Annotated in this window: 19 protein-coding genes; 6 read left to right on the top strand and 13 right to left on the bottom strand. The window is 32.0% G+C overall.

Annotated features, from left to right (window positions below; translation table 11 throughout):
• The 11 genes from ACM39_RS13500 to ACM39_RS13450 all read right to left on the bottom strand — a co-directional run bounded on the left by ACM39_RS13500 (position 1) and on the right by ACM39_RS13450 (position 16,949).
• The gene (locus tag ACM39_RS13500; protein WP_048511574.1) at positions 1–1,893 is read right to left on the bottom strand and encodes a DUF3857 domain-containing protein; all 1,893 of its coding nucleotides are present in this window, start codon (positions 1,891–1,893) and stop codon (positions 1–3) included.
• A gap of 343 nt (positions 1,894–2,236) precedes the next feature.
• On the bottom strand, positions 2,237–3,130 hold the full coding sequence (locus ACM39_RS13495) for a TIGR01777 family oxidoreductase (protein ID WP_048511573.1): 894 nt from the start codon (positions 3,128–3,130) through the stop codon (positions 2,237–2,239).
• Positions 3,127–3,852, bottom strand: a complete 726-nt coding sequence (locus ACM39_RS13490) for a YqjF family protein (protein WP_048511572.1) — start codon at positions 3,850–3,852, stop codon at positions 3,127–3,129. Before ACM39_RS13490 ends, ACM39_RS13495 begins: the two co-directional genes overlap by 4 nt.
• A 71-nt stretch (positions 3,853–3,923) precedes the next feature.
• Positions 3,924–4,376: an SRPBCC family protein gene (locus ACM39_RS13485; protein ID WP_048511571.1), complete on the bottom strand. Its 453-nt coding sequence runs from the start codon at positions 4,374–4,376 to the stop codon at positions 3,924–3,926.
• Positions 4,369–5,187 (bottom strand): hypothetical protein, encoded by an 819-nt coding sequence (locus ACM39_RS13480; RefSeq protein WP_048511570.1) that lies wholly within the window; start codon positions 5,185–5,187, stop codon positions 4,369–4,371. The genes ACM39_RS13485 and ACM39_RS13480 overlap by 8 nt, the downstream gene beginning before the upstream one ends.
• Positions 5,188–5,336: 149 nt before the next feature.
• Positions 5,337–5,840 (bottom strand): GbsR/MarR family transcriptional regulator, encoded by a 504-nt coding sequence (locus ACM39_RS13475; protein WP_048511569.1) that lies wholly within the window; start codon positions 5,838–5,840, stop codon positions 5,337–5,339.
• Between the two features lie 118 nt (positions 5,841–5,958).
• Positions 5,959–7,872 carry a vWA domain-containing protein gene (locus ACM39_RS13470; RefSeq protein WP_048511568.1) on the bottom strand — a complete coding sequence of 638 codons (1,914 nt, stop codon included), beginning with the start codon at positions 7,870–7,872 and terminating at the stop codon, positions 5,959–5,961.
• Positions 7,873–7,993: 121 nt separating this feature from the next.
• Positions 7,994–12,511, bottom strand: coding sequence for a TonB-dependent receptor plug domain-containing protein (locus ACM39_RS13465; RefSeq protein ID WP_048511567.1), 4,518 nt, complete (start codon positions 12,509–12,511; stop codon positions 7,994–7,996).
• Between the two features lie 3 nt (positions 12,512–12,514).
• Positions 12,515–15,283: a hypothetical protein gene (locus tag ACM39_RS13460; protein ID WP_131701460.1), complete on the bottom strand. Its 2,769-nt coding sequence runs from the start codon at positions 15,281–15,283 to the stop codon at positions 12,515–12,517.
• Between the two features lie 40 nt (positions 15,284–15,323).
• A complete protein-coding gene (locus ACM39_RS13455) occupies positions 15,324–16,418 on the bottom strand; it encodes a TonB-dependent receptor plug domain-containing protein (protein WP_048511565.1) in 1,095 nt (364 codons plus the stop codon).
• Positions 16,419–16,430: 12 nt separating this feature from the next.
• Positions 16,431–16,949, bottom strand: coding sequence for an RNA polymerase sigma factor (locus ACM39_RS13450; protein WP_048511564.1), 519 nt, complete (start codon positions 16,947–16,949; stop codon positions 16,431–16,433).
• 166 nt (positions 16,950–17,115) lie between these two features.
• Between ACM39_RS13450 and ACM39_RS13445 the strand changes: the two genes are divergently transcribed.
• Complete coding sequence (locus tag ACM39_RS13445) at positions 17,116–18,318, top strand: aminopeptidase C (protein WP_048511563.1); 1,203 nt, start codon at positions 17,116–17,118, stop codon at positions 18,316–18,318.
• Between the two features lie 212 nt (positions 18,319–18,530).
• On the opposite strand, the gene ACM39_RS13440 is transcribed toward ACM39_RS13445, so the two are convergent.
• Positions 18,531–19,592 carry an NADH:flavin oxidoreductase gene (locus tag ACM39_RS13440; RefSeq protein ID WP_048511562.1) on the bottom strand — a complete coding sequence of 354 codons (1,062 nt, stop codon included), beginning with the start codon at positions 19,590–19,592 and terminating at the stop codon, positions 18,531–18,533.
• A 121-nt stretch (positions 19,593–19,713) separates the two neighbouring features.
• On the opposite strand from ACM39_RS13440, the gene ACM39_RS13435 reads away from it, so the two are divergent.
• On the top strand, positions 19,714–20,103 hold the full coding sequence (locus ACM39_RS13435; RefSeq protein WP_048511561.1) for a winged helix-turn-helix transcriptional regulator: 390 nt from the start codon (positions 19,714–19,716) through the stop codon (positions 20,101–20,103).
• Between the two features lie 10 nt (positions 20,104–20,113).
• Here the strand turns inward: ACM39_RS13435 and ACM39_RS13430 are convergent, their stop codons facing one another.
• Positions 20,114–20,488, bottom strand: coding sequence for a helix-turn-helix transcriptional regulator (locus ACM39_RS13430; protein ID WP_048511560.1), 375 nt, complete (start codon positions 20,486–20,488; stop codon positions 20,114–20,116).
• Between the two features lie 141 nt (positions 20,489–20,629).
• Between ACM39_RS13430 and ACM39_RS13425 the strand changes: the two genes are divergently transcribed.
• From ACM39_RS13425 to gwsS, 4 genes are all read left to right on the top strand, one after another.
• Positions 20,630–20,839 carry a hypothetical protein gene (locus tag ACM39_RS13425; RefSeq protein ID WP_048511559.1) on the top strand — a complete coding sequence of 70 codons (210 nt, stop codon included), beginning with the start codon at positions 20,630–20,632 and terminating at the stop codon, positions 20,837–20,839.
• Between the two features lie 145 nt (positions 20,840–20,984).
• Positions 20,985–22,079, top strand: a complete 1,095-nt coding sequence (locus ACM39_RS13420) for a hypothetical protein (RefSeq protein ID WP_131701459.1) — start codon at positions 20,985–20,987, stop codon at positions 22,077–22,079.
• Entirely contained in the window at positions 22,054–22,989 is a 936-nt protein-coding gene (locus tag ACM39_RS13415) for a hypothetical protein (protein ID WP_048511557.1), read from the top strand. Before ACM39_RS13420 ends, ACM39_RS13415 begins: the two co-directional genes overlap by 26 nt.
• A 141-nt stretch (positions 22,990–23,130) precedes the next feature.
• Positions 23,131–24,222 carry a grasp-with-spasm system SPASM domain peptide maturase gene (gene gwsS, locus ACM39_RS13410; protein WP_048511556.1) on the top strand — a complete coding sequence of 364 codons (1,092 nt, stop codon included), beginning with the start codon at positions 23,131–23,133 and terminating at the stop codon, positions 24,220–24,222.
• Positions 24,223–24,337 lie beyond the last annotated feature (115 nt).

Below are 24,337 nucleotides of genomic sequence, written 5' to 3'. Positions count from 1 at the left end.
TTAGATTTTAGTTATTAAGATTTTTGAGTTATCAGTATTTATAGTCTTTTTTCTGAAATTGATATAATCGTTATACTTTTCTTTAGGAAAAATCCCCTTGGTTACTTTGATGCTTCTGTTTACTTTTATTTCTTCACCATTTTTCACAAAACTTAATGTATAAGTTCCGAATTCGGAATTAATTATAACGTTATTGGGAATTTCATCAATCTTATAATTTTTAGGAATTGTATAACTGATTTCATATTCATCATTAAAAGACTGACCAATTTCAAAAGGAAGCTGTCTGTTTTCTTCTGTTTTATAATAGCTATTCGTAAAAATAGGCACTGCTCTAAACATCATGCTGTTTCCCATATTTTTGGAATAGTTAATTGCTTTAAAATCAATAGTATATTTTGCGACAGCATTATCTTTATCATTAACAAAATCTTTCATCTCAACTTTTTCAAAATTCAAGACATCAATCCTGCTTTTCAACGCATCATTTTTTTCTTTTGGAGATAAATAGGCATAAGGCAAATTAAAATCATATTGGCTTCCCGTAAAAACAAACTGGCCTTCACCGTTAATACTGTTATCTTCATTAAGATTAATTTTCAGTTTTTGCTTTTCCTTGCTCTGTTCGGCACTTAAAGAAGGTGTATTGATAAGCTCGATTCCTTTTTTGGTAACGGACAGCACATTTCTGTCCGTCGTATTATAGCTTAAATGGTTGAAAGCAATTTGCTGAGATGTATTTTCCAGCCAAATATTTCCTTTTTCAGTGGGAACCATCAAAATAGCATGATTTCCGCCCATTTTTGGAAAATCAGAATCAAACGAAACCTCTGAAGAATTAGAATTAATGACACAGTAATTAGAGGGGATTCCTGCTTCGTCCAACAGGGTTTTCATATAATTGGTAAGGCCTTTACAGTCACCATATCCTTTTTTATGTACCTCATCGGGCATCATAGGAAGCCAGCCACCAATTCCTAAGCCAACAAAAATATATCTGGTTTTCGCCTGCATATACTGATACAATTTTTTTACCTTTTCTTCTGTTGAGCCCTGTAAATTCAAAGCTGCCACTTCCGCTTTTATGGCAGGTGTCGAAACTGCCACAGGCTGAACGAGATTATTATAATACCAGGTTCCAAAGTCAGTCCAGTTACTCAAAGTCCCCTGTTTTCCTTCAAGATTAAATTTTGTCAGTGCGAAACTGACTTTAGGTAAAATCTTCACGGGTTTTGGCAACATTAATGCATCATCAATTGCGGGAACATTTTTGTAAGAATATATTTTTTCCCCTGCATTATCACTTTCTATAACAGATGTATAGTTATATTTTGAAGGATACGTTTTCGTTTTAAGTTCAATCCCCGATTTATTAATAATTCTGAACTGTCCCTCTTCCAAAGATGTATTGGTTGCCGAAAAAGGAACAAAATCAGGAATGAAAACAGTATTCTCATCCGTAATCTGATAAGAAAAATCAATAGTATAAGGATATTGAGAGGGAGTATATGATAATGCTAAAACTCTGCTGTCAGAATAAAATACCCCTTGATTATTATTCGCAAAATCTCCAAAATCAGATTTGGAAAAACTTTTCATTTTCTTTCCCGACTCATCATAAACAGTAACTTTTACATCTGAAATACTATTCCCTTTTTCATAAGGAATATAGGCCGTCGCTTTTCCGTCGCCGTCTTTATTTAAAACAGTTGTAACAGTATTAACCTGATACTTTATTTCATTAATTTTATTGATTTGAATTGTTGTAAAATCTTTTCTGACTACAACATTAGCATTTTTCTTTAGATTTTCCGAGATCGCAGAAACAGGATAGGTTTGTGCATAGTGAATTGAAGCTACCGATAATGCTCCAATACATAGTATTTTCATCATGGTTATTAAAATTATGCAAAAATAATAAAATCTTAATAACTGTTAAAATTTAATACACTCTAATTTAAAACAGATAAAATAGTTTTAATCTTCCACATTCTCTTATTTTTTGGCCCCTTTGAAAGCTGATATGCTTTTTCAGCAATTTTTAATGCTTTATCAGGATCGCTGTGAATTATCTACCTTCGGTATATTTTTTATCGTGTGCTTAAAATTTAACACAAAAATAGTATATACCTTAAATATAACAGGTAATTGAAACTGAGTTAATTCACTAAAATTTAATCATTATTATGCAGTTTCAGAAGCACAGAGAATCGGGTCAAAATAGAAAACAAACATACTACAATAAATCCTGAAATGCAGATTCGATATGCATATAAGAAAATTCAAAATTGTTTTTAATTAATTTTTTAGGATAAACATTTCTGCTTTTTAATAATAATTCCGTTTCGGTTTTCAAAAATATCGATGCAATTTCCAACTGCCAGACCGGAGCGTTTAAACCAAACGGAATTTTCATTTGTTTTCTTAATTTCTTCATGAATTCTTCGTTGGATAAAGGATTTGGAGATGTAACATTGATTTCTCCCCCAATATTTTGATTGTCAATAATATATTCGACAGCTTTGCAAAAGTCATCAATATGAATCCAGCTTATATTTTGATTTCCCCGCCCTTGTTTTCCGCCTAGCCCCAATTTCGTAATCATTTTTAATTTCGGAAAAGCCCCTCCGTTTTTTCCTAAAACAATGGAAGTTCTCAATGCAACTTTCCTTACATTTTCATTTTTCACTGTAAAAAATTCTTTTTCCCAACTTTTACAGATATTCATTGAAAAATCATCGCCGATAATTCCGTTTTCTTCTGTGTTTATATGCTTTTCAGAATGCACATAGATGGTTGCAGAACTTGCATTCAGCCAAACTTTTGGTGTATTGATGCAACTGTCAATAGCCTTTTGAAGAATTTTGGTACTGTTGATCCTGGAAGAAAAAATTGCCTGTTTATTTTCCTCTGTGTATCTGCAATCAACAGATTTCCCTGTAAGATTAATTAGAACATCAGCATTTTCAAGTGTATTTCTCCACTCTCCTAACGTTTTTGCATCCCAGTAAATTTCGTTTTTGCGTTTTGGATTCCTCGTTAAGATATATATCTGGTTCCCTTTTTCGGCAAAATATTTTTCAAGGTTTTTTCCAAGAAACCCGGTTCCTGCTGCAATGATTATTTTCATTTTTTTGAGTTTATAACTTTTGACAAATATTTTTTTGTTTTTACCATAATTTCTGAACCCTCTGCGAGCATTACAGAAATTGGTTTTTGATGTTTTAAATATTCAAAATCATTTCCGTAGATTTTTTTGAAATTAATTTTTAATCGATGGTTTTTAACTAAATAATATTCCCATTTCGGATGGTAAACTTCGTATTCTGAAGTTTTGTTTTCATTTTTTGTAAAACCGAAATAATGTTCAGTAATAAATTCGAATTCGGAATTATCTTCCATTTGTAACGGCGTATTTTCAGCTGTAATTTCGATAGAATGCCAAGTTTTATCCTTCCAGGAATATTTGATAAGAAGCTCATTATCTTTTTTATGCATCAGGTTTTTCATTGGCATTGTTTTGTAATTTTCTTTGTAAACAGAATTAGCAACAAAGCTTAAGGCCGGCTTTGGAACAATTTCTTTGATAAAAACCACTCCTCTTTTCCATTCATTCCCTTCTTTTTTCCGTACATAAAATCTTAGATTAACTTCCTCAAAATTTCTATGAAAAGGAATTGGAAGCCCTAATAATCTGGTATTTAAAAACATAAATCCTACCAGGCTTATATAGCATTTCCCATTATAAAAATCGAGTTCCGTACCTTCCGGAAGGTATTTAATTAAAATTCCGGGATTGATTTCGTAGTTGATGATAGCCAGCTTTCGCCATTCTGCTTTTAAGAAGTTCATTTTGTTTTGAGATGTAATGTTTCTTTTGCGTTTAAAATTGCTTAGATAAGCCCTGTATAAATGATAGATACCTATTGTTTTTCGGCTGTTTTCTTAATTAATTCATTCCTTTCTGACAAAAAACTTTTGAGATAATTTTTAAGAAAAAATGTATTGAAAAGTTTTCCGATCACTCCAAATGGAGATTCAAAGTCGAAAATATCTGTCATAATCGTGTTTTCACCATCTTGCTTAAAAATATGCTGATGTTGTAGGGATTTAAAAGTTCCTTTCAACATTATATCTGTGAATTGATATGGTTTTTCCATGTTTACAATTTTTGAAGTATAGGTTTGATAGAAGCCTAAATGTTTTGCTCTCCAAGTCACCGTTTCATTTAATTCTATCAACCCTTTCATTCGCCCTGCAATTGCTTTTTCACCCGTTTTGAAAGTCGATTTTTGATGTAAATCAATGTCTCTTGCCAAATCAAAAACTGTTTGAATATCGGCTTTTATAATTGTTTTTAGATAAATTTCAGACATATAAATACGTTAATACCATTAAAACTAACACTCTATAAATCAACCAGCTGACTGTCGGGATAAGATTTAATTTTAAAATTTTGCATCTTCTCAGATGTTCTAGAAACATAATAAAAACAACCGCTCCAAAATAAATAATATTAAAAACAGCGCTGAAATTTGTGAATAAAAGAGGAATTAAAAGTAATGTTCCAATCAGGGAAACAGTCATCATATTTCCCAGATAATCCCAAGTTTTGTCTTGTAAATATGATTTTAAAAATATCGCCTGCCAAGTAATCTGCCCTAAACAGACTGTAAATTCTCTAAGAAAATTCTGACTCAGATTCAAGCCTAATTTTGTTGCAAATACACTTACAATATAAGCCGAAAAAATGACAACAAAACTCATGTAAGCAATTCTGTATTTTACATTAAAATCTGGTGTACAAGACTGTTCTGCGTTGATATAGTCTTTAGCTGAGGGGATAATCTGTTTTCTGTTGTAAGAAACAAAAGAATACAGCTTTTTGAAAAACCAATATAAAGGCTTAATTCTTGCGGTTTTTTCCAATAAAGGAAATGAATTTCCGATGATTAAAAGTAAACTGTCTAATCCGTAAATCACTTTATTCTCCTTATGATCAACCAGAGCAATTTCATTTTTCGCACGGTTAAAATCGATAAGGGTTTTATTCCTGAAAGTCAGTTCTGTAAAAGCTTCTCTTCCGCTTTCATCAAGCATTCCGGATTTTATAAAACCTTTTGAGTAAATATTGCACATCGGGCATTCATTGTCATAGATCAGTGTGTGGTTTTTAAGAGTTTTCATTGTGTCATTATTTTAAAAAGTTATTCTTTTCTTTTTTCCTCCGAAATAAAAAACCAGAAATAAATGAATGATTAAATTTCTCATAATTATAATATTTTCAATAATTTTTGAAAGTTAAGCTGAAATAAAAAAGGATTTGAAATCCTTTTTTATTTTAATAAGTTGGTGATTTTCCCGACCAGCCAGTGATCATCACTTTTAATCGCCAAATCCATTATATTGTTGATTTTTCCTGTTACCGAGCTGAAATCATCCATCAGCTTGATAAATTCTTTTGCTTCAGGAGAATCCCTATCTTCAATATTTTTAAGTTCTTCCAAGAATGAAATTACAGGTTCTATCTCTCTTTTTCTACGTTCTTTTGTAATTTGTTTGAACAGATACCAGACATCTTTCTCCGCAACAAAATACTCTTTTCTGTCCCCTTTCACAAATTCTTTCCTCACAATTCCCCAATCCATTAAAGCCCGCAAATTCATATTGGCATTTCCCCTTGAAATTTCAAGCTGCTCCATCACTTCATCGGTAGAAAGTGGTTTATCACTTGCTAAAAGCAACGCATGAACCTGTGCCATTGTACGATTGATTCCCCAATTGGTAGCAAAAGTTCCCCAGGTCTGAATGTACTTTTCTTTAGCTTCTGAAAGATTCATTTTGTATGTCTTTTGATTTCTTAATACAAATATAATTAAATATTTTGAACTTTCAATAATTTTTGAAAATTAATTACAAAATAAAACAGCCATTCTTTAGAATGCCTGTTTTTAAAGACTACTTACTGTTTTTATAATCCTGAACTAACTTTATAAATTCTGTTCTATAGCCCTCTTCATCGGTTCCTTTACTTTGTTTTGCCAAATTTTGAATATCGGCAAGATTTTTCTTTTTGATTAATTTTGAATCTCTCAAAACCAGGCCGAACCAAGCTACAGAAGAGGCAAATTTGAAATCTGAGCTTGCTTTAGCTTTGTCAACGGAAGAACTTTTCACAACCTCAACAATTTCAGAACTTTTGTTACTTCTTGGCTTTTTATATCTGAATTTAATCGTCGCCAGCTCATTTCCAAATTTTTTAGATCCTGAATTAGCTGTATATTTCAACTTCCTATCTTTAGGTGAAAACTCTGAACTTACATTTGCAGGGATGATTTCATATAAAGCTGTAACGGTGTGTCCGCTTCCCAATTCACCTGCATCAATTTTATCGTCCACAAAGTCTTCATTCCTTAATTTTCTGTTTTCGTATCCGATTAACCGATAAGATTTTACATATTTAGGATTAAACTCAATCTGAATTTTTACATCTTTTGCGATCGTGTAAATGTTTCCTGCAAATTCCCTTCCCAAAAACTTCTGAGCTTCCTGTAGGTTGTCAATATAAGCGTAGTTTCCGTTGCCTTTATCCGCCAAAGTCTCCATTTTGTTGTCTTTATAATTTCCCATTCCATATCCAAGGCAAGTAAGGAAAACACCCGTTTTTCTTTTTTCTTCAATTAAAGTTTCAAGATCTGTTTTCGAAGACACACCGACGTTAAAATCACCATCTGTAGCCAGCACCACACGATTATTCCCTCCTTTGATAAAGTTTTCTTCTGCCAACTTGTAAGCCAATTCAATTCCTTCGCCACCGGCAGTACTTCCACCCGCCTGCAATCTGTCTAATGCTTCGATAATTTTTCCTTTTTCAGCAGCAGAAGTTGGTGGTAAAACAACACCTGCACTTCCGGCATACACAACAATTCCTACTTTATCTTTAGGTCGTAGCTGATCTAGTAAAATTTTCAGAGAAGATTTAAGTAAAGGCAACTTATTCTCTTCATCCATCGAACCTGAAACATCGAGAAGAAAAACAATATTAGACGGTGGTAAATTGTTCATCGGAATATTTTTCCCCTTCAAACCAATTTTAAGCAATTTATGATCCGGATTCCAGGGTGCTGAATTTAATTCTGTGCTAATAGAAAAAGGCTGATTATTTTTCGGCTGAGGATAATTATATTTAAAATAATTAATCATTTCCTCTACTCTCACAGCATTTTTATCAACTTCCCCATCAATAATCATACGTCTGACATTTGAATAAGAAGCATTATCGGTATCAATAGAAAAAGTAGAAAGCGGCTGGTTTTTAGTTAATTCAAAAGGATTTTCAACCAGAGCATCATACTCTTCATTATTATTATAATTTTTTTGTTTTTTGATTGCTTTTTTTCCTGTTTTTGTAGCCCTCATTTGTTTTGCACGTGCTTGATTAACCGTTTTTGTTTTATAACCTGTAACCAAAACACTTTCAACTTCCATCGCAGTCTGTCTTTTCGGCTTCGGACAGCCATTGTATTCCGGGAGTCCGGGAACGGTAGGACATGCATCGTCTTTATCTAAAATTCCGTCACCGTCTGTATCCGGCCAAGGACAACCGTTATTTTCAGCAGGTCCTGCAACTGTGGGACATGCATCATCTTTATCTATTACATTATCGCCATCGGTATCCGGCCAAGGGCAGCCGTTGTTTTCCACAGGACCTGCAATTTCCGGGCATTGATCTTCTTTATTGGGAATTCCATCCTGATCTTTATCTTTTTTTACGCTTAAAGGTTTTGATTCTTTCGTAGAATCTGTTGCAGTTTTTGTTTTACAACTTCCAAGAATTGCCAACACAAATATTGTTATCACTGTTTTTTTCATCTTCAGATTTTTAGTTACGAATTTCTATTAAATTTTACTCCAATTATTACTTATAATCAAGCTTTATATAATAGATGCAAAAATTAAAAAAGGTGTATGGTAAAATTTTATATTTTCAAGTTTAAGGTTCAATTTTAGCTTTAATTCCCTCATTCCAGGCTTTGGATTCCGGTGTATAATATAAGTAGACATTACTTGCTTTTCCCGTATATTCACCTGCAAATTCTACTTTTAAATCTACATTGACAACCTTCGTTTCATTGGCATTGAAATGTTCCCAATACAAAACCAGATAATTATCAAAAATTTCATAATAAGAAATCTGTTTTTTGTCAATCAAATCTTTTAGCAGAGCATTTTGTAAAGTCAGCCCCGCAGGAATACCAATTTTCGCTGTTGCCATTGGTAATTGTCCATTGATTTTATTTTTAACCCTAACAGAAAGCCTGTTTGTCTCTCCTACTTTTGATATTGACGATTTTAATTTTATGTCTAACAGCAAAGGGATATCAGCGCTTTCCGGAGCTTGTAAAGTATAATATTCATAATCTAATTTATAAGGAAGGCCTTTTTTATCATGATAAACTATATTTATCCTGTTCTCACCTACTTTATAGGCTGAAGTAACATTTACATTCGGATAGATATCGGAACCATTAATTTTTACCATAGGTTTTCCAGTTCCAAAAAGTTGTTCATTTTTAGTAAAGAATTCTGATAATGCTTCCAGAGCCAGACTTGTTGCCTGAGTGGAACCAAAGCCATAATACCCGTTATAATTGATTAATTCGTCTGCAATTTCTGCAATCTTCAACTGATTCAGTCTTTCATCTTTTTGCAAAGCCATTATATAAAGTGAAAGCGTTTCAGCATTCGCAGACATTCCTCCGGAACCTGTAAATGTAATTTTAGTTTTCAATTTTTTATTATCATGCTGTTGGTTTAAAATGTTTAATAAAGTATTGCAGTCCTGATCTTTTCCAAGATTTGCAGAAGTGTTTGCCATCAATGCTAACTGATAAGAGTCTTTTGTCGCCAAAGCCCTGTTCATCAAAATTTTATAAGAATTTTCAATTTCATTTTTAAATCCGCTCTTTGATAAAGCATACAAAACATACATATTTCTAGACCAAGAATATTCGGAATAAGGCTGATTCAGTTCATATTCTCCTCTTACTTCAAAAAGTCCGTTCTTATCTTTTTTTGAGAGGATAAACGAGCTTAATCCCTGAATCAATTTCTGATCAATCGTCACATATTTTTTTAAATCATTAAATTCCAACAATGCAAAAGCTGAAACCGCAACGCTGGACTGTGTTGAATTGAAATAGCCAAATCCACCATCTTTCTGCCTATAGCTTAACATCTTCTGAAAACCCATTTTCATGTTTTTGGTTACAGTCTTTTCGTCCTCAGAAGTAATTTTGTTGACAGACTTCAGATAATCCAGAATAAAAATATTAGGATAAACTGTTGAAGAAAGCTGTTCAAAACAGCCGTGAGGTTCTCTTCTTAATCGTTCCAAATCCTCAAACATCTGCAAAGCTCTGTTTTCAAAAACATAATAAGATGAATAAAAACTCCCGTTAATATATTCAGGAATGACAATTTTTATATTTTCATTTTGATTGTTGATCATCGAGTATTTATGCGGAAATCCTTTCTCTTCTACCTTGAACGGAAGGATCATAGTCTCCCTAAAATCATCTGATCTTACTGTAAACTGAATATTAGAATTAATCACTTCATCCGTTTGAATTTTGACAAACAATCTGCCTGATTCTAATGGTTTTAAAGTAATTAAGCTATCAGACTTTATCAGTTTAACACGATTGGGAACAATGATATTCATTATTATTTCTTTTGTTTCCGAAGAATTATTTTTAATTACAACAGGAATCAGCATTTGATCTGTTCTTGACAGATACTGTGGAATTTTAGCATCAATTGATATTAAGCTCTGAGCAGCATACGTTGTTTCTTTTCTTCCCAGAAGCCCTGTTGCAGAAATGCCTTCCGCCATAATTCTAAAAGTAGTATTAGCATCAGAATTATAAAATTCTACTTTTGCTTTTCCGTTTTTATCTGTTTCTACCACAGGATTCCAATAAATTGCATCTCTATAATCAATCCGGTACGAAGTATTGGTCGTCTTGTAAACAGGATATGAAAATTTTCTGGTATACGAATACTCCACCAAACTATCTCCTGGAACAGCTTTCACAGCAAAATAAGATTTCGGGGAAATATCAATTCTGATTCCGGAATTCATATTTTTCCAGGAGTTCACAATAACTACTCCGTTTGCAGCCCTGCTTCCGTAAACCGCTATTGCAGCTGCATCTTTAAGAATCGTAATACTGTTGATATCATTCGGATTAATCATTGTATTGAAATTTTCAACCGGAACTCCGTCTACAATAAATAAAGGTTTATTATTAGAAGCTGACGAAATTCCTCTGATAAGAATATTTTGATTACTTTGGTTACTGATACCGGAAACCTGAAGCCCCGCCACTTTCCCGCTGAGAAGATAACCCATAGCGGGATTTTCAATCTCATAAGATTTTACAACTGTGGTAGAGCCCGTCAAAGATTCTTTTTTATTAATTCCTAAAGCTGTTACCACAACTTCTTCAATATTTTGATTTTTAACAGTATCTGATCTATAAATAGGTTTAGTATAATATTGTTGTTTTGGAGTCTCCGCTGTTTCCTTTGGTTTTTCTTTAATTTCAGCTTCTTTAATCACTTCTTCAACGTCAATATTATTCAGTTTGTTTTTCGTTAAAGGATTAATATTAAGCCTATAAGATAAAAACCTCACATTAACTTTATGTTTTGGCTGAAAAGATTTTGCTATTACCTTATATGAAGTTTCCCGATTTAAACCTGAAAAATAAAACAGTCCCTTTTCTGTTGTAATCTGTCTAAGAACTTTAGTGCTATTGGCTGCTTCTTCCAATAAAAAAACTTCGGCTTTTACAGGCTTCTTATTCTCATCTTCTACAATTCCGTAGATTGGATTTTTCTTTTCAGGAAGGTATTTATATTTTTTGTTTTTAATAACTTCGGGAATCAGCTCAAAATATCTGTAACCATTCGTCAGCATGACAAGATCTAAGCTTTTCCCTGCTTTTTCTTCTTTATTATCAAAATAAAACTGTGGTTTTTCAATTTTTCCTTTCAATTCAGAATCCATCAAAAGCCATGAAATAATATGATTTTGTTTATCATCTGCGTAAGTCCAAAGTTTGTCATCCACGACACTCAAAGCCATATTTGCAGGAATTGGGTTGCCTTTTTCATCGGTAGTTTCAATATCCAAAATCACTTTTTCTCTGGGTAAATAATTCGCTTTTTCAGGTTTAATTTTAATATTCATCTGTTTATTTTCGTTCGCGAAAACAACACGTTCCGCAAGAGGAATATCATTTTCCAAGGCTGTAAACCTACAAATACCAATCGGAAGTTTATCTTCCTGTAATTCAAACTGATTGAGACCCTTTTTTAATGAAATTGTTTTATTAAAAATATTTTTTCCACGAAAACTTCCTTCCACAATAATATTTTTTTCATGAGTTGAAATTATCTTAAACAAAAATTTCTCCCCTTCTTTTATCATATTAAAAACAATTCCATTATCCCTGGCTGCCGGAAGCTGATAAATTGCCTTAATGTTTTCAGGTTGTAAAACTTTAGCATAATATGTTTCATTATTTTTCGGGGTCAATTGAAAACTGCCCATCCCGAAATTATATGCTGAAGCTTTGGTTATTTTCACATTCTCCTGATTGTAAATTTCCAGCGTTGCATCTACAGGTTTTTCAAATTCATCTAAAATTTTAAAAGCAATATTCTGCTCGATTCCATTGATGAAAGTCCCACCTTCAGGCATGAATTTCACATCGAGATTATTCAAAACAATAGGGATATTTCGCGAAACAGATTCTGTAAATCCATCAAAATTTACTTTAACAGTTAATAATGCATCAGATGATTTTAAAACATCCGGAAGCCTGAATTTCAATTGGTTTTTTCCTTCTTTACCGGTAATCAGCTTTCCTTCTGAAATTTTTTCACCATTATGCATGACACTATAATCTGCTTCATAAAAAGGAATGGCAAGATTGCTCAGACTTCTCATAGAGAAATCAGCAAATACCTCATCTCCTGCCCCATATCCCTTTTTAGGAAAATCAAGTTTCATTAAAATTCTCGGAGAAACGGTTTTTTGCAGAGTGATTTCCTTTTCAAAAGCATTTTTATCATCTTCATTCTGCATCCAGTCTGTATAAGCACGGATTTTATAAATCCCTCCCTTCATATCGTCCGCAAAATATATGTGACCTTCAGCATGGCCACTTTTTATTTCATATTTAAGCTTTTTGAAAACACTTCCGTCCGGACCTGTCAATTCAAAATTTACTACTTTGCTGTCTTCCGCAGGAAGATTACTTTCTCCTTTCACAATGTAAATTTTATAGTACATTTCATCACCGGGTTTATAAAAAACATGGTTAGTCTGTACATACACTTTTTCTTTTTCAAAATCGTGAAAAATATCCTGCGCTTTTGCCGGAATATTTAAAAATAAAAATCCCAACAATAAAATATATGAGGTAAATCTGAAATTCATATCTTAAAATTTAAATGAAACCATGCATCCGAATGTTTTAAAGGAAGGAAGATTAAAGAAATCAAGACCTCTTCCATTATCTGTATCGTAAAAATTTTGACCAGGATCTACGCCTTTATTTGCCTGCCATAATAAAATATTATTGACATAAAAAGTAAGAGTCAACGTTCTTGAAGTATTGTTAATCGGAAAATTTGTGGAAAGCGAAATGCTGTTAATCCTTATATAATCAGCTTTTTGGATATAATCTTCCGATACACCCAAATAACCATATCTTGACCACCTGTTTTCTGTAACATTCTGGTTCTGATCATAAAAATCGACAGGAATCTGATTTACATTCCCTCCGGAATTCACACCTTGAAATACATAGTTCTTCATATTCCTTTCTTCACCAGAATTGTAAGAACGTCCATAATAATCAAGCACAGCCTGTGTTCCGTTCCAGATTTGTCCTCCTTTTTTCCATTCCCAATTGATATCTAAAGAAAACCTTTTATACTTAAAATTATGATTAAATTTTAATACAAAATCCGGAGTCGGGTCTGCAATAATTTTTATTCCGTCTGCTTTTTTCGGATAACCAAATTCATCAATAATCAGCTGCCCCTCAGCATTTCTTATAAAATAACTTCCCATAACAGCTCCCAAAACCTGTCCTTCTGTAAGGGTTTTATAAATATCGCTGAATCCCGAAATAGCCATATTATTATACCCGGCATTCACTTTGTTTACAATATCTTTATATTTAAAAAATGAAACTTTATGAGTGCTGTAAAAATCATAGGAAAGCCTTAAATTATTATAATCAAAATTGAATTCATATCCGCTGTACGTATGATTCGCCAGATTTTTTAATCTTAACTGATTATTTTCAAATACAGAAAACACATCATTATTAATTTTTCTGTTAAAGTATTCACCTTCAAAACTTATATGGTGGCCTAGGTTTATTTTTCCTCCTGCTTTCCATTCTTTAGTATTTATATTTGAAAGTTTATTAAAGCTTTCCACTTCATTCACAGGAAAATACTGGTAGGAATTCTGAGCGTTTAATAATGTGGTTTCATAAGAAGCATATGATTTTGTAATTTCCGGCTCAGAGCTTATTTGGGTATAAGCACCTAAAATTTTAAAATTAATATTATTCCAATCAAAGATATTCTGGAAAGTAATATAAGCATTTGCTTTTGGCAGCCAATAGCTGTTTTTATCAGATGTATTTGAAATATAGAATGAATTTCCAAGTTGAAGCCCCATCTCAAAATCATGGCTATAAAATTCCATATTATAATTAAACAAATAATCCTGCGAAGTTCTCTGATAAATATATTTCCGGTAGGCTAAGCTATTATAAACATCTGATTTTCTATCATTTAGAATAAAATTAAGACTGAAAATATTTCTGAGTTTATAATTTCCTAATGAATAATTTCCTAAAATATTAGAATGGTACAGACTATTATTCTGCCCTCTTTCATTAGTGATACCATCATTGAACCCAAAAGTTGAAGGTTTATATTGATCAAGGTTCCAAAAACTGTCGTTTTCATAAGACTGACTTATATACAGTTTAAAATTCCTCCAATTTTTCGCTACGTCAAAGCTTGCCTGTCTGCGGCTATTTTTATAATTATATGTATTGTTTTGATTAAAAAGAAAAAACGGATTATCAGCACTTTGGCTATAACTTCGCTGGAAATTGTTGCTTAAAAAGATATTCTGCGAGTTGGAAAATGAGACAGGCGTTAGTAAAGAATTCTGATAGATTCTATTAAAAAGAGCTATTCTATTGGCGTTTGTAGCTTTGTTTTCCTCATAATTAAACCCGAGATTAAAAATATACCCATTTAAATTTACATTCAATTTCGTCTTTATATTATTTGTTATATTAAACTGATCAACAAAATACATTTGATCTTTTTGCTGACCCAAATCCAAAGAAAAACGCATTTTTTCCTGATAACCATTCTTAATTAAAGCGTTTAATCTCAATTGATTATTAAATCCAACCGTAGTTTTAAAAATATCATTGTCGTAAACTTTTGCGCGTGAAATTCCGTTTTTAAAATGTATTAATCTCCCGTTTTCGTCGTATTCGTAGGGTTGATTATCAAATCCTAATGTCGAAATATCAGGCCCAAAGCTGAACATCTCATTTGTTTCAGGGCCTTTCCATACTAAAGCTCCATTTTCAGGCCTTCCCTGTACGTACCTGCTTTGGGTTACGGGAATTGAATTACGGTTTTTTACATCAAATGAAGTCATAAAGCTTCCATTAAAAATCAAATACTGCTGTGCTACTATTTTCACCTTAAAAAGGGTATCGTTTTTTTGCCTGATTTTCCTTACAGACGAAAAATATTTATCCGAATTTTTGCTTAAAACCGTTTTAGAATTTTCAATGCTGAAACTATCTTTATTTTTAAAGGCAATCAAACTATCATAATCTTTACTGTAAACGTTCTGAGCCTGTTTTTTGTCAATCTGACTTTCCAAAATATTTTTTAATTCACTCAATCGATATGATAGGATAACCTCCGTATTTTTTCCGTTGTTCCAGACCAATGTATCGTAAGGTTTTGCAGCAATAATAGCAAAGCCCTTCTCATCGGTCATTTCAAAAATACCACTGTTTTTGTTGTAAACTTTTAGAAAGTTTTGAGGCTTATTTGTATGATTAAAAAATGTTCCTGAATAATATAATTGTGAGCTCTGAGCAGACATAACGGTAGTTGCTGTTAAAAAACAGAACAAATGAAATCGTCTCATGATCTATGATTTTTTAGTTGGAAAATAATTTGTGAGAATATTATTTATTCAAAGCACCTCCCTTTCTAAGAATTTCCTTCAGCTTTTGTTTATCTTCTCTCGAAATATCTTTAGTTTCAATTACAATAACCCCGTTTGCTGCCTTGCTTCCATAAAGGAGTAATGCCTTTTCACCTTTTAAAACGGTTAAAGCTTCTATTTTTTCAGGATCTATTTTTTTAAATTCTTCTACATCTATCATTGTTCCATCAACAATGTATAGCGGATTATCATTGGTACTTAGAGAGCTTTGGCCACGGACAACAATATCTACTTTTCCAGAACCCGGGCTTCCAAAAGAACTGATATTAAGACCAGCCACAGAACCTTGAAGCTTATCCGCCAAATATTTATCGCCTATTTTACCAGCTGTCACAGAAGTTGGTGCTGTCCCTTTATTTTTTTTGTAAGAATTATTATATCCTAAAACAAGAGGTTCTTTCAATTCATTTTTAATATCAAACGGACTGTTAAAAGATTGAGCTTCCGCTGTATCGGCAACAATTTTTTTACTATCGGATTTGGAAATATCATTTGAAGAAACTAAACTCATTGCGCTTTTCATAGCAGATTTTTCTCTCTTCAGCCCCATTACGATTACCTGTTCAATCTCTTTATTTCCTAAAGTATCTGTGGTAGATTGCACATCAGCTTTTTCATTATACTCAGTAATATTTGGATAAAAACCCTCAAAAACATACGTTTTTTTAGGAATTCCGATGTGTTTATAAGCTAATTTTTCAGCTTTTGCAGAAGTTTTTGGAGTGGTAATTTCCTTTTCAATATTAGATTTTACGGTACTGTCAACTTTAGCAATATTTGTGTTTGTTGTAGCCTTCGGGCCTTCTGCAATCGAAGTTATTGCAGGTACTAATTGTTTCTTATTTAAAAAATAAAAAATTCCCACTCCGATCATCAAACTTGCAGCAATGCCGTATGGAAACCACATTAAGCCCGTTTTCTTTTTTTCTTCTTTTTTATCTAATTTTTCTTCAATTTTATTCCAAACCTTGTCAAACCCCGGAAAAGTTGCAGGCTCATCTAAAGCTTTAGAAGCCTCATTGAATGTTTTATCTATATTATGATTAGTTTCCATTGTGGTAAAAGTTTAAATGTTTTGGTTGATCAAAAGTTCCTGTAATTTTTTTCGGGCAAAATTGAGTTGAGATTTTGATGTCCCTTCGCTTATGGAAAGCATTACTGCAATCTCTTTGTGCGGATACCCTTCAATGGCAAACAGATTAAAAATAGCTCTGCAGCCTTCAGGAAGAAAATTCAGAAGTTTTAAAATATCCTTTTCAAAAGAAATATGTTCCACTGTCGTGTCTGATGAGTGAACCCAATTTTCATCTAAAGAAATATGCAGCATTTCTCTGGAACGCAATTTTTGAAGACATTCATTTACAGCAATTTTTTTTGCCCAAGCTTCAAAAGTTTCAGGATTTTGCAATTGGCTGATCTTCGTGAAAATTTTATAGAAAGTATCTGCCAATACTTCTTCAATATCTTCATCCGTTTTCAGATAGCGTTTACAAACTGAATACAGCTTTCCCGCCATTTTTTCGTAAACCTTCCGTTGTGCGTTCCGGTCGTTACGTTGACATTCTAACAGTAATTCTCTTTCCATAGTCTCGCTTATATTCTTATAGATGCAAAAATTTTAAGAATGGTTGGAAACCTATTAAACTTTTTTTTAAAAATAATCTAAAAAATCTGTTTATGAAATTTAACTTTTCCCCTTGTAACAAATCTTTAATACCAACGACTATTAATTAAAATAATCTTTTATAGTAATGAAAAATACCAAAATTGCGTCATTACTTTTTGTTTTGTCTGCAGGAAGTATGATGTTTGCCCAGGATGACTTAATCAACAAGTTAAAAAACAATCAATCTCAAAACGCTAATTTCAAATTCACTACGTTGAAAGATGTAGGGGCAACTTCAGTAAAAAATCAAGGTTCTTCAGGAACATGCTGGAGCTATTCAGGAAATTCTTTCCTTGAATCTGAAATGCAGAGAATGGGTAAAAAACCTGTGGACTTGGCAGAAATTTTCACAGCGAGAAATTCTTACCACGATAAAGCAAAATTATACGTTTTAAATAATGGTGCAATCAGCTGGGGTGATGGCGGAGAGCTGCACGATGTAGTAAATATGTATAAAAAATATGGTGCAGTACCCCAGGATGTTTATACAGGATTAAAATCCGGGCAGACTCTTAATAATTTCAAGGAAATGCAAGGTAAATTAAAGCCGGTTTTAGACAGTCTGGTTCAGGCTTCATCTAAAGGTAAGCTTTCGGATAACTGGATGGATTCTGTGGATGCAATTCTTGATGAGTATTTAGGAAAAGTTCCTGCCAACTTTACCTACGAAGGGAAAAGTTATACTCCTCAAACATTCGCTAAAGAAGTTGTAGGAATCAATCCTGAAGATTATGTAGAAATTTCTTCATACAAAGACTATCCGTATTATCAAAAATTCGTAGTTCCGATTCCTGATAACTGGAGCCATGATTCTGACTGGAACGTTCCGATGAAAGATTTGACAGCAATTATTGACAATGCTGTAAACAAAGGATATTCCGTGGGTTGGGCAACTGATGTTTCTGAACCTTATTTCTCATATAAAAACGGTGTTGCCTATGTTCCTGATATGGATTTAGACCAAATCAATGCAGACAACAAAGCAATTTTATTTACAGAGCCTAAAAAAGACAAAACGATCACTGAAGATATGCGCCAAAAAGCTCTTAATAACCTGTCTACAACAGATGATCACGGTATGCATATCGTAGGGCTGGCAAAAGATCAGTCAGGAAAAGAATATTATATGGTTAAAAACTCTTGGGGAGTAACGAACGATTTCGAAGGCTATCTGTATGTAACAAGACCGTATGTAGAATACAAATCAACGGCAATTCTTGTTCACAAAAACGCTATTCCGAAGGATATCTTAAAGCAATTGAAACCGAATAAAAACATAGGTTTGTAAGAATTCACTTTGCCATATTCCGATATGACAATTTAGATATTTAAATCTGTTAAAAAAACCCGCTTTCAGGAATCCTGAAAGCGGGTTTCGTTTAAAAAATAATTAGGTAGAAAATTTATAAATATAAATAAGTGAATTGTTAGTTACCCCACCGGTGAATAGTTGAATGTTAAAAAAAACAGCGAAGTAAATTCACAATTCATAATTGTTTTTTAATAAAGTACTGTCAAACTTTCAGCGGAAAAATTTAAAAGCTCTTCCGTATTTCCTTCTTTGATTTTTTTCACCCAAAGCGGATCCTGTAAAAGTGCACGCCCGACAGCAACAAGATCAAAATCTCCTCTTTCCAATCTTCTTGTCAATTCGGTTAAATCTGCTTTTTCAGTTCCCTGCCCTGCAAATGCCGCCATAAAATCTCCTTCAAGACCTACAGAACCTACAGTAATTGTTGGCTGCCCGGTGATTTTCTTGGCCCAACCTGCAAAATTCAGATCAGAACCTTCAAATTCCGCCTCCCAAAAACGACGTTGTGAACAATGAAAAATATCCACTCCTGCTTCTTTTAATGGCAACAGCCACTCTTCCATTTCTTCCGGAGTATTGGCCAATTTCGTTTTATAATCCTGCTGTTTCCATTGGGAAAGACGGATAATAACCGTAAAATCTTCACCAACAGCAGCTCTGATCGCTTTTACAACATCTACTGCAAATTTGCTTCTTTCTTTCAGTGTTTTACCACCATATTCATCAGTTCTTGTGTTGGTAACTTCCCAGAAAAACTGGTCGATAAGGTAACCATGTGCGCCGTGAATTTCAACAACATCAAATCCCAGATCTTTCGCAGATTTGGCAGAAACAGCAAATTGCTGAATAGTATCCTGGATATCTTCTAATGTCATTGTAGAAGCTTTTTCCATATCAACTAAAGGGTATTCTGCAGAACTTCTTGTATCTCCTACATGCCAGATTTGAGGCCCCATTTTCCCTCCTTTTGCATGAACGGCATCAATTACATTTTTCCAGCCGTTTAATGCTTCATTTCCGTAAAAATCAGGGATATTCTGCATATTTTTTGAAGCCGGTCTGTTGATAACAGTTCCTTCGGAAAGAATCAGTCCTACTTCAGATTCTGCCCTTCTTGCATAATAATCTGCAATAGCCTGTGTCGGAACACCATTATCAGATTGTGCCCTCGTCATGGGAGCCATTACTATTCTATTTTTAAGCTGTAAATTTTTGTATTGAAATGGTTTAAATAATGATTCTGTACTCATCTTTAAATTATATTTTTATAATTGTTACACAAAGTAACTAATAATAGTTCGTATTTGTATCTTATGATGAAAAAAAGTGGTAACTTTGCAGTAACTTACATTAGTAACATAAAAGTAACATATGAAGAAAAACGAATTAATGCAATACAGCTGCCCTCTGGGTAAGGCAATGTCTGCATTGGGAAGCAAATGGAAACCTATAATTGTATTGGTAATTAAGGATAGAAAATTGCGTTTTGGAGAACTTGCCGTGCGAATACATGTAATTTCCAGAAAAGTTTTGACCGACCAGTTACGCGAAATGGAAGCTGACGGATTGGTCATCCGGGAAGAGTTTAAAGAAATCCCTCCGAGAGTGGAATATTCTTTAACAGAAAAGGGATTGGCATTATTACCGATTCTGTATTTACTGGAAGAATGGGAAGCAAAATATCAGAATAAAAGTTTTCATGCAGATAAAGATTGTGTTTTTTTGGATGAGAAGGTAAAAAATAAAAAGGCTGTCGTTTGACAGCCTTTTTTTATTTGTTTTGAGATTTTAAATCTTGAATTTCTCCTTTTAATTCCTCAATTTCCTTTTTCAGCAAATTAATATACTCCTGCTGGTTTTCCAATATATAATCCGGGATATTATGAAAGTAATTATTACTTGAAGAATAATTAACGGATTGATTATCATAAGTATTAATCTGATGGATAATTGATTCATCTTCTTTAATATCTTCTACGGGAACATCTAATGCTTTTGCAATACGTTCCCATTCCGGATCAGAAATTTTTATTTCTCCTTTTTCCCTTCTTTGATATTGAGATTGAGTCATATGTAATATTTTAGCCATTTTTTCCTGGGTGAATTCTTTTGCCTTTCGGACTTTTATGAGCTTATTTTTTATCATTGTTATGTTTTATACTGCAAATATATTATTTATGTGTTGAAATTCACATAAAATTCACATAAAAACCTTAAAGTTATTTCAACACTGTTTGATATTTTTGGATTGTCAATAGTGACATAAAAACATAAAAAATTTCAAACAATGAAAAAGAAAACAACAAAGGGATTAGAGAGCCTTAAAAAATTTCAAATGAAAAATGAGGGTAAAAAAGATGTTGCAGGAGGAAGCGGAGGTCCTATGTATAATGGATCAATACAAGCCACGACTAGTTTAGGTGATGTAACTTGCGATAGCGACGTTAAATTTGGTAATGGAGGTTATATAGGCTTAGGCAACTGTCATAGTAGTTAATTTTATTAAAGATAAGAAACTATAAAGTATCATCTTTTATTACAAATATTTTACCTGCATCCAATTTATATTTTTAGCAATAAGTATAAACCACTGTTAATGTAAATGGATGTGAGTAAAATATTTTATTTATTAAAAAATAAAAATGATAAAAAAAACTCTTCTCCTCATTTGCTTATTTTGCATTTTATATACTTATGGTCAATTGTCCGAAACTCTGCAAAAATATTATGACTATACCAATAAAGCAGAATATGCTATAGTAATCTCTAATGACAAAAAAGCTGCATCAGAATATTATCAAAATGCATTTAAGCTCAAAAAACAACCTTTTTTTGATGATATATATAATAGTTTTATTGTAAACACAGAAATACATAATAATGAGAGAGCAAAAAAGGATTACAAAAATCTAAGATGTTTAGGTTACAATTTTTCTACTATAAGAGGATTTAAATTTTTCAAAGATTTTATGGAAAATAATCAAGATTTTATAAATGGAATAGATTGTACTCAGGAGCAAAGTAAATTCAACTATATCCTAAAAAAAACGCTGGACAGTTTAGGTAAAAGCGATCAGTACCTTGGTAGACTAACTGTTCCTTTTTCAACAAAAAGACCTGACGAAGCACTTATAAAAAAACTCAATAAAAATGATAGTCTTAATGCTGTAAAGCTTAAAGAAGTTATTGAAAAATATGGTTTCCCTAATGAATATATGGTGGGAGTGAACAACCAAGTGGATGCTTTTACTCCCGACTATCAGCTCATTATTATCCATCAACAGAAAAAAGGTAAAGAAATAAACGTAGATTTAGTACCATTGCTCTATAAAGCTGTTTTGGAAGGAAAACTTAGGAACAGGAATTTTGTGGATTTAACAGAGCATGCAACATTGAAAAAAGACTATAATCTTCCTTTAATTGGCTTAGACAGTGAATACTACATAAATAAAAGTATTTATCCCGAAAGCAGAGACAAAAAAGATAAAAAAGAAATAGACCGTATTGAAGAAAACAGAAAAAAAATTGGTTTGCCTGATGTCTCAAAAACTACATTGTACAGATTATTTAAGGTAAATTTTAATCCTTTATACAGGTTTGAACCCACCAGCTTTATACAATATTTTACAGAGAGCTGTGGTGAGCAAATATTAAATAACATCACTAATAATGCTGTTAAATTAACTTTTGAGGATTATTTAAAGTATTTAAATGATAAAAATAATAACAGAAAATAGTGATCGTTCCGGTAATGAAATCATAGAATATCTTATATCTAATAATGCTAATTTTGAAAGGATTGATTGTGATAATTTTAGTGAATATACCTCTATTATTTCTAATGAAATTCAACCAGAAAAAGATGTTGTTTGGATTAGAAGAGGATCAAGACAATTAAATCCTAATGAATTATTAAATTACCCATTCAGTTACTATATATGGAAAGAAAGTGATATCGTAAATAAATTCTATGAAAAGATAAATAAAGGAAATAAAAATTATTTTGGTGACTTTATAGAAGAAGATCAGCACAATAAATTATATGATCTTTATCTAGCAAAAGAGTGTGGTTTCAAAATACCTGAAACACTCATTACAAATAAGAAAAAAGATGTAATTTCTTTTAAAGAAAAACACGGGAAAATAATCACAAAATCTATTAAAGATATTATCAGGTTTAAGACGGAAGAATTTATTTATATGTCCCAAGGAACATGCATTGTTGAAAATTTTCATTTAGATGAATTACATGATTACTTTGTGGTTTCAAAGTTTCAGCAGTACATAGAAAAAGAAGTAGAAATAAGAACTTTTTATTTTGATGACAGCTTTTTTGCAATGGCTATATTTTCTCAGAATGACGAGAAAACTAAAATCGACTTCAGAAACTATAATTCTGAAAAACAAAATAGATGTATTGCATTCAATCTTCCCAAAAAAATAATTCAAAAACTAAGAAAATTTCTAAAGCACAAGAAAATCGACACATGCTCAATAGATCTTATTTTAACCCCCGAAAATGAATTTGTTTTTCTAGAGATCAATCCACAAGGACAGTTCAATTGGGTTTCAAGAAATTGTAATTATCATATTGAAAAGTTTATTGCAGAAAAATTAATTGATTATGAAAAAACTAGTCAGAAATAATTTTGAAAAAATACCTATTGTTCTTCAGTATTCTTTTAAAGAAAATATTAAAATTGAGAAGGGACAGTTTTTTACAATAAGAAAAATTAAATCAGATAAAATATCTGATCAGATATTTTATAAGCCTATTTCTAAAGTTTTATGAAAGAAGTCTTCAGATTATACCCTAACTGTATTCCTGTTAAGGGAAGTATTAACAGTATTATTTGTGATTTACAAAGAGGAAATTATGAATTCATTCCTAATGATTTATATGATATTTTAAAAAAATTTGATGGCAAAAAAAATAAAAAAGATATAAAAATTCATTATAAAAATCAATATGACGGAATCATAGATGAATATTTTGATTTTCTATTAGAAAAAGAATTCATATTCTTTACACAAAATCCAAAATACTATCCGAAAATGGATTTGGATTTTCATTATCCTTTTGAAATTTCAAATGCAATCATAGATTTAGACACTACCAGCAATTATAATCTTTTCAAAGTGTTTACAAATTTGGATAATCTTAACTGTAAATTTCTACAAATTAGATTTTATCATAAAATAAAATTAGAAATCATTAATGATATTTTAAATTTTATTAATAAAAATGAGATGATAATTTCATCAATATCTTTCATACTTCAATTTTCTCCTGATTTAAATATACAGATTTTACAAAATATGGTTGTTGAATATCCTCGGATTACTTCTTTTATTATCAGCAATAGCAAAAAAGAAGAATATATTTTTATTGATAGTAAAAATACTAAATTTATAATTTTTACAACACAAAAGATAAGTCCCCAATTACATTGCGGGAAAATTAAATCTGATTATTTTGCCACCAATATTCAAATGTATACAGAAGCGGTCAATCACAATTCCTGCCTTCACAAAAAAATAGCAATAGACAAAGACGGGAATATTAAAAACTGTCCTGCAATGCCAGAATCTTTCGGAAATATTAAAAATACAACTTTAGAGCAGGCTTTACAACATGCTGATTTCAAAAAATACTGGAATCTTACCAAAGATGAAATAGAAGCCTGCAAAGATTGTGAGTTCAGGTACATTTGTACAGATTGCAGAGCGTATACAGAAAGAACCCACAGTAATGAAAACGGATTAGACATTTCAAAACCTTTGAAATGCGGTTATGATCCCTACACCGGAGAATGGGAAGAATGGAGTACAAATCCTCTAAAACAGAAAGCAATACAGTATTACGGAATACAAAATTAAATGGTTTTCAGATTTTCTAAAAACCAATATTTGTACTGTCAATATTGATATAAAAGTATTTATTCTTGTAAGTGTACAGTACAAAAAATAAATATTAAGACTGATCGGTTCCCCA

This window comes from Chryseobacterium sp. FH2 (assembly GCF_001045455.1).
Classification (GTDB): domain Bacteria; phylum Bacteroidota; class Bacteroidia; order Flavobacteriales; family Weeksellaceae; genus Chryseobacterium.
This window is presented reverse-complemented; position numbering and strand designations above follow the sequence as displayed.